Origin of the sequence: Streptomyces sp. NPDC093225, from assembly GCF_044753805.1 — a bacterium.
In the GTDB taxonomy this organism is placed as follows: Bacteria; Actinomycetota; Actinomycetes; order Streptomycetales; family Streptomycetaceae; genus Streptomyces.
Genome location: NZ_JBIVNX010000020.1, coordinates 89,882 through 102,415, shown reverse-complemented (window position 1 = coordinate 102,415; position 12,534 = coordinate 89,882). Strand labels below are relative to the sequence as shown.

The following is a 12,534-nucleotide window of genomic DNA, read 5'->3' as shown; positions in this document are numbered from 1 at the left end:
GCTCAGCGGTGGTCGGGCTTGCCGTCGCCCTCCAGCCAGACCCGCCAGATCGCCGACAGGTCCTCGCCGGTGGTGCGGTCGGCGTACGCAGTGAAGTCGGCCGTGCTCGCGTTGCCGTGCCGGCGCGCCGCGGCCCAGCCGCGCAGCAGCGCGAAGAAGGCCTCGTCACCGACCTTCTGACGGATCTTGTGGAGCACCATCGCACCGCGGTAGTAGACCGGGTCGTCCGAGATGTGCTCCGGGCCCGGCGGATCCGCCGGCGGGAAGTCCCAGTAGGAGCCGTCCGCCTCCGGATCGACGTCGGTGTCCTCGTCGTAGAAGGCGTCGAAGCGCTCCTCGGCCGTCACCCCGCCCCGGTCCTCCGCCCACAACCACTCGGCGTACGTGGCGAAGCCCTCGTTGAGCCACATGTCGCGCCAGGACTTCGGGGAGACCGAGTTGCCGAACCACTGGTGGGCCAGCTCGTGCACCATCAGGTCCGCGTCGGGCGCGCCCGAGAACACCGGCCGGGTCTGGGTCTCCAACGCGTACCCGAGCGTCCCGTCGGGCACCACGATGGCACCGACCGAGGAGAACGGGTACGGGCCGAACCGGCGCGAGCCCCAGGCCACCACGTCCGGGATGCGGGCGAGCGCCGGGGCGCTCTTCTTGACGAGCTTGGGGTCCACCGCCGTGTAGACGGGGACGGCCGACGGCGCCGCCCCGGCCGACCCTCCGGTGCCGGCCGCACCCGGCGAGGTCCGCACGTCGTAGCGGCCGATCGCGACGGTCGCCAGGTAGCTGGCCATCGGCTCGGCGGCGTGCCACTGGAAGACCGACCGGCCCGCGCGCTCGGTGCGCGCCTTCAGCACCCCGTTCGAGACCGCCTCGTACCCCTTCGGGACGGTGATCTCCACGTCGTACAGCGCCTTGTCGCTGGGGTGGTGGTTGCCCGGGAACCAGGCCATCGAACCGACCGGCTCGCCGACCGCGACCGCACCGTCCGCGGTCTCGATCCAGCCCTCCTCCGACCCGTCCGGATCCTCGATCGTCCTGGGCACGCCCGAGTAGTGCACGACGGTGCGGAAGGTCCGGCCCTTCACCAGGTCGCCCGCCGGACGGACCGTCAACTCCTGCCCGGCCCGGTTGAACCGCGCGCCCTTGCCGTCGACCTCGACCTCGTCGACCTCCATGCCGTCGAAGTCGAGGTGGAAGCTGCTCAGCGCCTGCTCGGCGGTCGCGGTGATCTCGGCGGTGCCGGTCAGGCGGCCGGTGTCGGGGACGTAGTCGAGCCGGATCCCGTAGTGGTCGACCTGGTAGCCGCCGTTCCCGGCCTTCGGGAAGTACCGGTCGCGCAGGCCCGCCGCACCGGGGCTGCCGTCCACCGGGCCACCGCTGCAGCCCGTGGCCAGTCCGAGGACCAGGAGGACGGCGAGGGCGGGGGCGGTGCGGGGGGCGGTGCGTCGGAGGTCCACACGGACGATCCTAAGCTCCGCCCCCGGCCCGGCTACTTGGTGACGGCGTCCACGCCGGCCTGGGCGAACTTCTCGTCCAGGGTGCCGCTGGGGGCGCCGGCCACGCCGATGCCGGCGATCGGCGCGCCCTTGACCTGCACCGGGGTGCCTCCGGCCAGGAACAGCGTGCCCGGGATGTCCTTCAGGTTCGGCGTCTGCGCCAGACGGCCCGCGAGCACCGAGGTCGGCGCGTTCCACGACACGGCGGTGTACGCCTTGCGCTGCGCGGACTCGTACGACTGCGGGCCCGCACCGTCGCCACGGAGGGTGACGACCGTGTTGCCGTTGCGGTCGACCACGGCCACGGTGACCCGCTGGCCCTCGGCCTCGGCCGCGTCCAGCGCCGCCCGGGCCGCCTCGGTGGCCGCGTCGATCGACAGGTGCGTGCTGGTGACCAGGGCCTGCGGCTGGGCGTCGTCCTTCTTCGCCACGGCGGCCGGGGCCGCGTTGGCGCTCACCGCGCCGACGGTCACGGCAGCGGCCACGGCCGCCAGGCCGACACCGGTGACGATGCGGGTACGGGTCCGGGTGCGGGCGGCACGGGCGGCGGCGGTGGGGGCGGTGGGGCTGGTGGCCACGGTGGCTCCTCGGTTCCTCGGTTCGGATGGCGACGCCGGCGCGTCGGTGGTCGGCCGGGTCGGTCGTCCCGTTCCGGCTTCCCTTCGATCCTGGCCGGGAGGGGGTCCGCCCCCATCGCCGTACCGGCTCGGCCCCGGCGGCCCGCCGGCTGACGCGGGGGTCGACCGATCGGCTGATGCGCCCGGGCCCCGGGCGCGGCACCGTGGCACCTTCCGCCCCGTACGCGCCCCCGCACAGGTGGAGGATGGCGACGGGACCGAAGCCACGAAGGAGTCACAAGGTGCGGAAGGTGTGGTCGACACCGCCGGAGCGGGCCGCGGACCCGGCGGAGGGACCGAGCCGGGCGGCCCTGGCCGTCGTCATGCACGGGGCGTTCTTCGCCCTGCTCGGGGCCTCCCTCGCCCGCTTCCTGCTCCGCCACCCCGCCGACCCCCGCACCCCCTGGGTGATCGCCCTGAGCATCGCCGTGGCCCTGCTGTACGTCCTCGGGCCCGCCCTCGGAGCCGCCCCCACCCCCCGCCGCCTCGGCTGGCTCGCCCTGGTGATCGCGTCCTGGGTGGTCCTCGTCCTGCTGGCACCCAGCTTCGCCTGGTGCGCGGTCCCCCTGTTCTACACGGCACTGCGCACCCTGCCGCCCCGGGCGGCCGTGGTGCTCGTGGCGGCCCTGACCGCGCTCGTGGTCGCCGCCCAGCTGGAGCTGGCGAGCGGCGCCTTCGACCCGACCCTGGTCCTGGCCCCGCCCGCGGTGGCCGCCCTGGCCACAGCCGTCTTCGTCCACATGGAACGGCAGGCCCAACGCCAGCGCGACCTCATCGACGACCTCATCCGCACCCGCCGCGAGCTCGCCGCCACCGAACGGCGCGAGGGCACCCTCGCCGAACGCCAACGGCTCTCCATGGAGATCCACGACACCCTCGCGCAGAACCTCTCCAGCCAGCAGATGCTGCTCCAGGCAGCGGACCGCACCTGGGACACCGACCGCGAGGCCGCCCACCGGCACGTCCGCACCGCCTGCGAGATCGCCGGCCGCGGCCTGGCCGAGGCGCGACGCCTCGTCCACGACCTGGCCCCCTCGGAACTCGCCGGTGGAGCCCCCCTGGCCGACGCCCTGCGGGCCCTGGACGCCGGCCCCGAGGTCACCGTCCGCTTCCACCTCGAGGGCACCCCCGTGGACCTCCCGGAACGCACGAAATCGGCGCTGCTGCGCATCGCGCAGGGTGCGCTGGCGAACGTGCGCGAGCACGCCGACGCCCGTACCGCCGCCCTGACCCTGTCGTTCCTGGGCGACCAGGTGGTCCTGGACATCGCCGACGACGGCCGCGGCATGACCCCACCGGAAGCCGCGGGAACCGCCGCCCCCGGCACCACGCGCGGCCACGGCCTGCCCGCCATGCGGGCCCGCGCCCACCAGCTCGGTGGCACCCTGGCGGTGGAGTCCACCCCCGGCGAAGGCACCGTGCTGTCCGTCTCGATCCCCCTGGAGCCCACCCCATGAGCCCGACGACGATCCTGCTGTGCGACGACCACGTGGTCGTACGGGCCGGCCTGCTGGCCCTGCTCGGCAGCGAACCGGACATCGAGGTGCTCGGCGAGGCCGGCAGCGGCGCCGAAGCGGTGGCCCTGGCCGAGCGGCTGCGCCCGGACGTGGTCCTCATGGACCTCCAGCTCGGCGAGGGCATCGACGGCGTGGAAGCGACCCGCCGGATCACCGCACTGCCCGCCCCCGCCCCCCACGTCCTGGTCCTGACCACGTACGACACGGACGCCGACATCACCCGCGCGATCGGCGCCGGCGCCACCGGCTACCTGCTGAAGGCCGAGCGCCCCGAGGAACTCTTCGCAGCCATCCACGCGGCCGCCCAGGGCCGCACGACGCTCTCGCCCCCGGTCGCCAGCCGGGTCATGGCCCGCATGCGCGGCACCCGCCCGACGCTGACGGAACGCGAACTGGACATCCTCCGACAGCTGGCCCGCGGCCTGGGCAACCGCGAGATCGCCCGCGCCCTCTTCATCAGCGAGGCCACGGTCAAGACCCACCTGGGCCGCATCTACGACAAACTCGGCGTGGACACCCGCTCGGGCGCGGTGGCGGTCGCCAAGGAACAACGCCTCCTCCCGTAGGGCCCACCGGCCGACGGCGAAGGCGTCACCGGCCGACCGGCCTCAGGCACCCCCGTGGCCACCCCCGTCGAAGGGCCACGCCTCGATGTCGCGGTAGCGGATCGGCCCCGGACCCCGACCGAAGTCGCTCCCCACCAGGTGCAGCCGCTCGGCCCGCCAGACCCGCCCGCTGAACGCGGCGAGCCCGGCCGCGGCCGCCACCGCACTGGCGGCGTCGTCGCGGCGGGTCCGGGCCAGCGTCAGGTGGGGCCGCAGCGGCCGGTCCGGGAAGTCGATCCCGCACTCCTTCACCACCGCCCGCACCTCCTCCGTGAGCCGGTGCAGCCCCTCCAGGTCCCCGTCGATCCCGGTCCAGAACACCCGCTCGTCGAAGTGCCCGCCGCCCCGCAGGGCCAGCCGTACGGGCCCGCGCGCCGCCGCCAGCTCCGCCAGCGGCGCCCTCAGCAGCGGCACGGCGGAATGCGGCAGCTCGCCCAGGAACGCCAGGGTGATGTGCCAGTCCTCGATGCGGTTCCACCGCATGCGCGGGTAGGCCTCGTAGGCGGGCCGCAGCTCCCGCGCCAGCTCGTCCTTCGCCTCGTCGGGCGGGGCGAGGGCTATGAACACGCGGGTGGTCGACGACCGGGACTCTTCACTCACGATGCCTTGGTACACCACGCCGTCCCGCACCGGTCCCGCCGGCCCTCCAGCAACCCGGCCCCCCGATCCCCCGATCTCGCGGCCCGCACCAGCTCACCCACACCGGCCGGCCCTCCAGCACACCCGGGCCGCACGTCCTCGGCGGTGGCAGGCGGGTCTCGTGGTGTGTGGGGAAGGCGCTTGACCGCCCATGGCAGGCTGGTCCGGAGGCAGGCCCGGGCCTGGGGTGGCCGAAGGCCAGGGCCGAAGGCCCCGAAGCCCCAGGGGTGGGCCTGCCGCAGGGCCTGCAGGCCATGGGCGGTCAAGCGCCGAGGGGACCCACACACCACGGGACCCGCCCCCGAAGCGAGCCGCCCGAAGCCCCCGCCCCTCCCACGCAGCCACCCCCCTGCCCCTCTCCGCCCACCCACCCGCACGCCCACCCGCACGCACGGCCACCCACCCACCCACCACCCACCCGCATGCCCACCGACATCGGTATCCGGACAGCAAGTAGCACTGGGCGGCCATCTTCACCGCCGCCCCCTGCCGGTAGCCCGCCTTCCGCGGGACGCTCCCCCTCGCGCACGCCCCCCACGGCTCAGCGAAGGAGACCGCGTGTCCTCCCAGTCCCCCGCCTTACGCGCCGGCACGGCCCCCCGCCGCCGGACCCGCGCACTGCTCGCCCCCGCCGCCGCCCTCACCGCGTTCGCGGCCCTCGCGGCCCAGCCGGCCCTGGCCGCCACGAGCGGCCACGCCTCGACCTCGGCCTCGCACTCGGCCTCGACCTCCCCGAGCAGCCGGGCACCCGCCGCGGTCCCCGTCGCGCTCCGCGCCGCGGGCACCGGCCACAGCCAGTACAGCGGCACCGTCGCGCTCGGCACGTTCTTCAACGGCAGCCTGTACGAGCTCCACGACAAGACCCGCGGCGGCCAGAAGACGTACGACATGCGCGGCAGCAGCCCCGGGGCGCCGGTGCTGTTCACCGACCCCGACAACACCTGGGGCGACGGCACCGCCCGCAACCGTCAGACCGCCGCCGTCGACGCCCACTACGGCGCCGCCGTGACCTGGGACTTCTACCGGGCCGCGTTCGGCAGGAGCGGCCCCCGGGGCGACGGCCGGGGCGTGAACTCCCGTGTCCACGCGGGCCTGGGCGGCGGCAACGCGTACTGGTCCGACGCCTGCGGCTGCGTCACCTACGAGGACACCTCCGACGGGCGCCCGTTCATCTCGCTCGACATCGTCGGTCACGAGATCGCCCACGGACTCACGGCCGCCACGGCGAACTTCCTCTACTCGGGAGAGCCCGGCGGCCTGAACGAGGCCACCTCCGACATGCTCGCCACGGCCGGGGAGTTCTTCGCCGACAACCCCGCCGACCCGGGCGACTACCTCATCGGCGAGCAGATCCACGGCAGCGCGCTGCGCAGGATGGACCGCCCCAGCAGCGACGGCCGCTCCCCCGACTACTGGTCCAAGGACCTGGGGGGAATGGACCCCCACTACTCCTCCGGGCCGGCCGTCCACTTCTTCTACCTGCTCGCCGAGGGCAGCGGACCCAAGGTCATCAACGGCGTGGCGTACGACTCCCCGACGTACGACGGCTCGAAGCTGCTGGGGATCGGGCGGGACGCCGCGACCCGGATCTGGTACCACGCCCTGACCACGTACATGACCTCGACGACGAACTACGCCAAGGCCCGCAGCGCGACCCTCGCCGCCGCGGCCGCCCTCTACGGCACCGGTTCGCCGCAGGTCAACGTGGTGGCCGCGACCTGGGCCGCGGTCAACGTGAAGTAGCCCGGAGACCCGGGCCCCCGTCTCACGGGCCGCGCGAGGACGACACCGCGCGGCCCGTGACACCATCGGGTACGTGCTCGACATCGGCTACTCCCTCTCCTCGCGCTTCCCGGACCCGCCGCAGACCGACTACCGGTCCGCCGACATCCGGTCGCTGCGCCACGACCTCTTCTGCGGCGACGTCTACCTCGCCGACACCAAGGAGGACCGCGAGCTGTCCACAGCCTGGGGATGGGTGCCGGTGCTCGACTTCGCGTGGGCGCTGTGCGACATCGTCGAGCAGCTCGACCAGGACCCGCGCGGCAGCCGCGCCGCCCGGAGCCAGTACGCCGAGCTGGACTTCACCGAGTCCGCCGACCGCATGCTCTTCGAGCGCCGCTTCGGCTGGGTGGACGTCGAGGCCGACTGGATGCCGGCCGAGGAGCCCCCGCTGACCTTCGGCCACGCCCTCCTGCGCCGCGAGGCCCGCGACTTCCTGCACGACCTGATCGCGGACCTCACCGACATGCACGAAGGCCTGGCCGACAACCCCCACCTGTGGACGCTCCAGGCCCGCTTCCCCCGGGTCCCCTGAGCGAACCCACCCGAACCAGCCCGACCCACCCGGCCCTACCCCTCCACCCGCACCCCCAGCCGAGCCGCGAAGGCCGGGGCCAGATCCAGCAGCTGCGCCGGGCTGATCACGGCGCCCGCCAGGCCCTCGACGCCCCGGGCGATGCCCAGCTCCGCAGCCTCCCGCAGGTCGACGTCGGCCATCCGCGCACCGGTGAAGTCCGCACCGCGCAGCACGCAGCCGCGGAACCCGACCCGCGTGAGTTCCGCGTTCCCGAAATCCGGCTCCACCAGGACGACGCCCTCGAAGACCACGTCCTTCAGGACGGCCATCCGCAGGTTCAGGTAGTCGATCTTCCCGCCCCGGAAGACCACCCGCTCCAGCGAGGCGCCGTGCAGCTGCGTCCCGCCCAACCGCGCTTCCACGACCTCCACGTCCCGCAGCGAGCCCCGGGACAGGTCGGTGCCCACCCCCCGCACGCCCTCCCACAGCGAGTCGAGCACGCGCGCACGCGCCAGGCCCGCCTCGTCGAGCGCGCAGCCCCGCAGCGCGCAGTCCATGAACCGCGCCCCGACCGCCTCCTGGCCGGCGAAGTCCTCGTCCACGAACTCCAGCCCGTCGTAATCCCCGTCCGGCTCCAGCTCCCCGCCGTCCCACCGGCGCAGCTCGGGCAGGACCAGCTCCGGCCGCCGCGCGGCCGTCACCGCACCACCACCCGCACCACCCGCACCACGCCCACCACCGCGGCCACTGCCCGAACCTCCACGGCCACCGCCCGTACCACCACTTCGCACCATGTCCCCATCGTGGCCCGCCCCACTGACAGCCCGCATGACAGCTCGCCTCCCCAGCCGTGTCACATCCGGGCCCCCGCGGCTGTCTCCTGTGCGCACGCACCACCCGGAGACCGGACCAGTGCCAGGGAGACAGCACATGCAGCAGCTCACCGTCATCGGCGGCGGATTCGCCGGACTCACCGCCGCCGTCAGCGCCGCGGAGGCGGGCGCCCGCGTCACCCTCTACGAGGCCCACCGCACGCTCGGCGGCCGCGCCCGTACCGCCCGGGGCCCCTACCGCGTGAACGAGGGCCCGCACGCCTTCTACCGGTGCGGCCCCCACTGGTCCTGGCTCACCGCCCGCGGCCTGACCGGCCCGCTCGCCCCGGTCCCCCTGCGCGACGCGGCCGCGCTGCGCCTCCACCACGGCGGGCGGCTCCGCACACTGCCCCCGCGCGCCCTGCTGCGGCTGGCGCTCCGCCCGGTCGCCGACGCACCGGTCGACCGCGACTTCCACTCCTGGGCCGCCGGCCTGGTCGGCGCCGACGGGGCCCGGGCCGTCGCGAACCTCCTCGCCGTGGCCCTCTTCCACCACGACGTCGGCTCGCTCTCCGCCGCCTTCGTGCAGGAGCGGCTGCGCCGGGTGGCGAAGCTCCCGCCCGAGGCCGTCTTCCCGCGGGGCGGCTGGCAGTCGGTCACCGACCGGATGGCGGACCGCGCCCGCTCGCTCGGCGTCCGCATCGAGACCGGCGCACGCATCGACGCGCTGCCCGCGGGCGGCGGCCCGGTGGTGGTCGCCACGTCGCTGGCCGCGGCCCGGACCCTGCTCGGGGATCCGGCGCTGACCTGGCAGAGCGGCCGTACGGTCCTGCTCGACCTCGCGCTGCGCGAGCGCCGCGGGGACCCGTACGCGATCTCCGACCTCGACGCGCCGGGGTGGTTCGAGCGGTTCACCGCCCAGGACCGCTCCCTCGCCCCCGCCGGTCAGTCACTGGTGCAGGCGCAGCTGCCGATCGCCCCGGGGCAGCACCGGGCCGTGGCCGTCGCCCGCGCCGAGCGGGTGCTCGACCTCGGCTTCCCGGGCTGGCGGGACCGGTCGGTGTGGCGGCGCGAGGCCGTCGCGGACGGCCGGACCGGCGCACTGGACCTGCCCGGCACCACCTGGCGGGACCGGCCCGCCATCGACCGGGGCGACGGCGTCTACCTCGCGGGCGACCAGGTGTCGGCACCCGGCGTGCTCAGCGAGGTGTCGTTCAACAGCGCGATCGAGGCCGTCGCCCTCGCGATGCGCGCCACCGCACGACCGCACGCACGGACCCGCACGACCGGAACCACCGGAACCACCGGAACCGCAGGAACCACCATCACCAAGACCACCGGCGCTTGACCTCAAGCGCAGTTGAGGCTGTTGGCTCGTCACCGCACCGCCCACCCAAGCCCACCCACCACCCGCCCACGCCCACGCCCACCCACCCCCCACCACTCACCAACAGCCGCCCCACCAGCACCAGGAGCACCCCATGCAAGCCATCCGCCTCCACGCCTTCGGCCCAGCCGAGAACCTCACCTACGAAAAGGCCGACGACCCGGTCCCCGGCCCCGGCCAGGTCCGCATCGCCGTCGCCGCCGCCGGCGTGCACCTGCTCGACACCGCGCTGCGCGAGGGCTTCCAGGGCCCGCTCCCCGCCCTCCCCGAACTCCCCACCATCCCCGGCCGCGAGGTGGCCGGCACCGTCGAGGCGCTCGGCGAGGGCACCGACCCGGACTGGCTGGGCAAGCGGGTCGTCGTCCATCTCGGCACGGTCCCCGGCGGCTACGCCGAACTCGCCGTCACCGACGCCGCCCGGCTGCACGCGATACCGGAGGGCCTGGACCCCTCGGCGGCCGTCGCCATGATCGGCACCGGCCGGACCACCATGGGGATCCTGCAGTTCACCGCCCTCGGCCCGGAGTCGGTCGTGCTCGTCCCGGCCGCCGCCGGCGGCATCGGCACCCTCCTGGTGCAGTACGCCCGCCACGCCGGCGCCACCGTCGTCGGCCTGGCCGGCGGCCCCGTGAAGGCGGCCGCCGTGGCGGCGAACGGCGCCGACCTCGCCGTCGACTACGACGCCCCCGACTGGCCCGATCGGGTACGGGAGTTCCTCGGCGACCGGCGCGCCACCGTGGTCTTCGACTCGGTCGGCGGCGAGCCCGGCCGCGCCGCCGTGGACCTGCTCGGCCCCGGCGGACAGCACCTCGTCTTCGGCTGGTCCAGTGGGGGCGTGCACGAAGGCGGCCCGCTGACCTTCACCGAGCAGGAGCTGGCCGAACGGGGCATCACCTCCGAGTCCGTCCTCGGCCCGGCGATGCTCGGGAAGGCGGGCGGCGACAACCCCGTACGGGTGCTCGAGACCCGCGCCCTCGCCGAGGCCGCCGCGGGCCGCCTCGTACCGGCCGTACAGCGCTTCCCCCTCGCCGAGGCCGCCGCGGCCCACCGCGCGCTGGAGGGCCGGGCCACCATGGGCAAGGTGGTGCTGGAGCCGTGAAGGACGTCTCACGCAACGGGATCCGGCGCCACCGCGCGCCGACGGCTCCCTACCCTGGCCCCATGATCCGTACCGCCACCCCGGCCGACGTCCCCGTCATCCACGCCATGGTCCGCGAGCTCGCGGACTACGAGAAGGCCCTCCACGAGGCGCGGGCCACCGAAGAGCAGCTGCACACGGCGCTGTTCGGCGAGCACCCGGCCGCCTTCGCCCACATCGCCGAGACCGCCGACGGCGAGGCCGCCGGCTTCGCGCTGTGGTTCCTCAACTTCTCGACCTGGGTCGGCGTCCACGGCATCTACCTGGAGGACCTGTACGTACGTCCCGAGCACCGCGGCGGCGGCCACGGCAAGGCCCTCCTCACCGAGCTCGCCCGCATCTGCGTCGACCGCGGCTACGGGCGCCTGGAGTGGTCGGTGCTCGACTGGAACGAGCCGTCCATCAAGTTCTACGAGTCGCTGGGCGCCCGCCCCCAGGACGAATGGACGGTCTACCGCCTCACCGACGGGGCCCTCACCGCCCTCGGCTCCGCACCCGACCGGACCTGACCGGACCGCCCGGACACACGGACCGCTTTCCGCCCCGCTTTCCCGACAGCCTGCCCGTTGGCACCACACGCGCCACCGGGGTACCAACACCCCATGAGCGCGACGAGCCCCAGCCCCACACCGCAGCCGGTCAACGGCGGGATCTCCTTCTGGTACGCCCAGGACGGCACGCCCCCGCCCCGCGAACCCCTCCCCGGCGACGCGACGGCCGACGTCTGCGTCGTCGGGGGCGGCTACACGGGCCTGTGGACGGCGTACTACCTCAAACGAGCCGCCCCCGACCTCCGCGTCACCGTCCTGGAGCAGAAGTTCTGCGGCTACGGCGCCTCCGGCCGCAACGGCGGCTGGCTCTACAACGGCATCGCCGGCCGCGACCGGTACGCCCGCCTGCACGGCCACGAGGCAGCCGTCCGCCTCCAGCGGGCCATGAACGACACCGTCACCGAGGTCGTCGAAACCGCCGCCAAGGAGGCGATCGACGCCGACGTCCACCGCGGCGGCGTCCTCGAAGTCGCCTACACCCCCGCCCAGCTCGCCCGCCTCAAGGCCTTCCACGCCACCGAACTCTCGTACGGCGAATCCGACCGGGAGCTCTACGGCGCCCGCGAGACCGCCGCCCGCATCCGCGTCACCGGCGCCGTCGGCTCCTCGTGGACCCCGCACGGCGCCCGCATCCAGCCCGCCCGGCTCGTCCGGGGCCTCGCCGACGCCTGCGAGCGCCTCGGCGTCGTCATCCACGAGTCCACCCCGGTCACCGACATCGCCCGCGGCCGCGCCACCACCCCGTACGGCACCGTCCGCGCCCCCTACGTACTGCGCTGCACCGAGGGCTTCACGGCCAGCCTCAAGGGCCACAAGCGGGCCTGGCTCCCGATGAACTCCTCCATGATCGTCACCGACCCCGTCCCGACCGCCCTCTGGGACACCATCGGCTGGTCCGGCCGCGAAGCGCTCGGCGACATGGCCCACGCCTACATGTACGCGCAGCGCACCGCCGACGACCGCATCGCGATCGGCGGACGCGGGGTCCCCTACCGCTACGGCTCCCGCACCGACAACGACGGCCGCACCCAGCCCGCCACCGTCGACGCCCTGCGCGAGATCCTCGTCCGCTTCTTCCCGCAGCTCGCCGGCACCGGCATCGCGCACGCCTGGTCGGGCGTCCTCGGCGTCCCGCGCGACTGGTGCGCCACCGTCACCCTCGACCGCGCCACCGGCCTGGGCTGGGCCGGCGGCTACGTCGGCTCCGGCGTCGCCACCGCCAACCTCGCCGGCCGCACCCTGCGCGACCTCGTCCTCCAGGACGCCGGCCGGGGCGGCCCCACCGAGCTCACCGACCTGCCCTGGGTGGGGCACGCCGTGCGGGGCTGGGAGCCGGAGCCCTTCCGCTGGCTCGGCGTCCACGCCCTCTACGCCGCCTACCGCGCCGCGGACCGCCGGGAGGCCGCCACCCACAGTGCGGTGACGACCCCCCTGGCCCGCGTGGCGGACCGCATCAGCGGCCGCCACTGAGGCCCT

At 74.8% G+C, this 12,534-nt stretch carries 12 protein-coding genes; 8 read left to right on the top strand and 4 right to left on the bottom strand.

Annotated elements, in window-relative coordinates; translation table 11 throughout:
• Positions 1-2: 2 nt before the first annotated feature.
• Both ACIQCH_RS20035 and ACIQCH_RS20030 read right to left on the bottom strand, forming a co-directional pair.
• Positions 3-1,454: a M1 family metallopeptidase gene (locus tag ACIQCH_RS20035; RefSeq protein ID WP_402582561.1), complete on the bottom strand. Its 1,452-nt coding sequence runs from the start codon at positions 1,452-1,454 to the stop codon at positions 3-5.
• A gap of 32 nt (positions 1,455-1,486) precedes the next feature.
• A complete protein-coding gene (locus ACIQCH_RS20030) occupies positions 1,487-2,071 on the bottom strand; it encodes a heme-binding protein (protein ID WP_402582559.1) in 585 nt (194 codons plus the stop codon).
• Between the two features lie 362 nt (positions 2,072-2,433).
• Between ACIQCH_RS20030 and ACIQCH_RS20025 the strand changes: the two genes are divergently transcribed.
• Both ACIQCH_RS20025 and ACIQCH_RS20020 read left to right on the top strand, forming a co-directional pair.
• On the top strand, positions 2,434-3,567 hold the full coding sequence (locus tag ACIQCH_RS20025) for a sensor histidine kinase (RefSeq protein ID WP_402582630.1): 1,134 nt from the start codon (positions 2,434-2,436) through the stop codon (positions 3,565-3,567).
• Positions 3,564-4,193 (top strand): response regulator, encoded by a 630-nt coding sequence (locus ACIQCH_RS20020; protein WP_402582558.1) that lies wholly within the window; start codon positions 3,564-3,566, stop codon positions 4,191-4,193. The genes ACIQCH_RS20025 and ACIQCH_RS20020 overlap by 4 nt, the downstream gene beginning before the upstream one ends.
• Before the next feature lie 42 nt (positions 4,194-4,235).
• Here the strand turns inward: ACIQCH_RS20020 and thpR are convergent, their stop codons facing one another.
• Positions 4,236-4,832, bottom strand: a complete 597-nt coding sequence (gene thpR / locus ACIQCH_RS20015) for an RNA 2',3'-cyclic phosphodiesterase (RefSeq protein WP_402582556.1) — start codon at positions 4,830-4,832, stop codon at positions 4,236-4,238.
• A gap of 597 nt (positions 4,833-5,429) precedes the next feature.
• Between thpR and ACIQCH_RS20010 the strand changes: the two genes are divergently transcribed.
• Positions 5,430-6,614 carry a M4 family metallopeptidase gene (locus tag ACIQCH_RS20010; RefSeq protein WP_402582554.1) on the top strand — a complete coding sequence of 395 codons (1,185 nt, stop codon included), beginning with the start codon at positions 5,430-5,432 and terminating at the stop codon, positions 6,612-6,614.
• Positions 6,615-6,687: 73 nt separating this feature from the next.
• The gene (locus ACIQCH_RS20005; protein WP_402582552.1) at positions 6,688-7,188 is read left to right on the top strand and encodes a hypothetical protein; all 501 of its coding nucleotides are present in this window, start codon (positions 6,688-6,690) and stop codon (positions 7,186-7,188) included.
• A 35-nt stretch (positions 7,189-7,223) separates the two neighbouring features.
• Here ACIQCH_RS20005 and ACIQCH_RS20000 read toward each other — a convergent pair whose 3' ends face one another.
• Positions 7,224-7,964 (bottom strand): pentapeptide repeat-containing protein, encoded by a 741-nt coding sequence (locus tag ACIQCH_RS20000; RefSeq protein ID WP_402582550.1) that lies wholly within the window; start codon positions 7,962-7,964, stop codon positions 7,224-7,226.
• 136 nt (positions 7,965-8,100) lie between these two features.
• Here ACIQCH_RS20000 and ACIQCH_RS19995 point away from each other — a divergent pair, with 136 nt between their 5' ends.
• The 4 genes from ACIQCH_RS19995 (at position 8,101) to ACIQCH_RS19980 (ending at position 12,528) form a co-directional block, all read left to right on the top strand.
• On the top strand, positions 8,101-9,330 hold the full coding sequence (locus ACIQCH_RS19995; protein ID WP_402582548.1) for an NAD(P)-binding protein: 1,230 nt from the start codon (positions 8,101-8,103) through the stop codon (positions 9,328-9,330).
• A 133-nt stretch (positions 9,331-9,463) separates the two neighbouring features.
• Positions 9,464-10,468: a zinc-binding dehydrogenase gene (locus ACIQCH_RS19990; protein ID WP_402582546.1), complete on the top strand. Its 1,005-nt coding sequence runs from the start codon at positions 9,464-9,466 to the stop codon at positions 10,466-10,468.
• Positions 10,469-10,530: 62 nt separating this feature from the next.
• The gene (locus tag ACIQCH_RS19985) at positions 10,531-11,016 is read left to right on the top strand and encodes a GNAT family N-acetyltransferase (RefSeq protein ID WP_402582544.1); all 486 of its coding nucleotides are present in this window, start codon (positions 10,531-10,533) and stop codon (positions 11,014-11,016) included.
• Positions 11,017-11,109: 93 nt separating this feature from the next.
• Entirely contained in the window at positions 11,110-12,528 is a 1,419-nt protein-coding gene (locus tag ACIQCH_RS19980; protein WP_402582542.1) for an NAD(P)/FAD-dependent oxidoreductase, read from the top strand.
• Positions 12,529-12,534 lie beyond the last annotated feature (6 nt).

Coding starts and splice junctions, on each gene's coding strand:
- ACIQCH_RS20025 (WP_402582630.1), top strand. CDS start 2,434: ATGCACGGGGCGTTCTTCGCCCTGCTCGGGGCCTCCCTCGCCCGCTTC.
- ACIQCH_RS20020 (WP_402582558.1), top strand. CDS start 3,564: ATGAGCCCGACGACGATCCTGCTGTGCGACGACCACGTGGTCGTACGG.
- ACIQCH_RS20000 (WP_402582550.1), bottom strand. CDS start 7,964: ATGGTGCGAAGTGGTGGTACGGGCGGTGGCCGTGGAGGTTCGGGCAGT.
- ACIQCH_RS19995 (WP_402582548.1), top strand. CDS start 8,101: ATGCAGCAGCTCACCGTCATCGGCGGCGGATTCGCCGGACTCACCGCC.
- ACIQCH_RS19990 (WP_402582546.1), top strand. CDS start 9,464: ATGCAAGCCATCCGCCTCCACGCCTTCGGCCCAGCCGAGAACCTCACC.
- ACIQCH_RS19985 (WP_402582544.1), top strand. CDS start 10,531: ATGATCCGTACCGCCACCCCGGCCGACGTCCCCGTCATCCACGCCATG.
- ACIQCH_RS19980 (WP_402582542.1), top strand. CDS start 11,110: ATGAGCGCGACGAGCCCCAGCCCCACACCGCAGCCGGTCAACGGCGGG.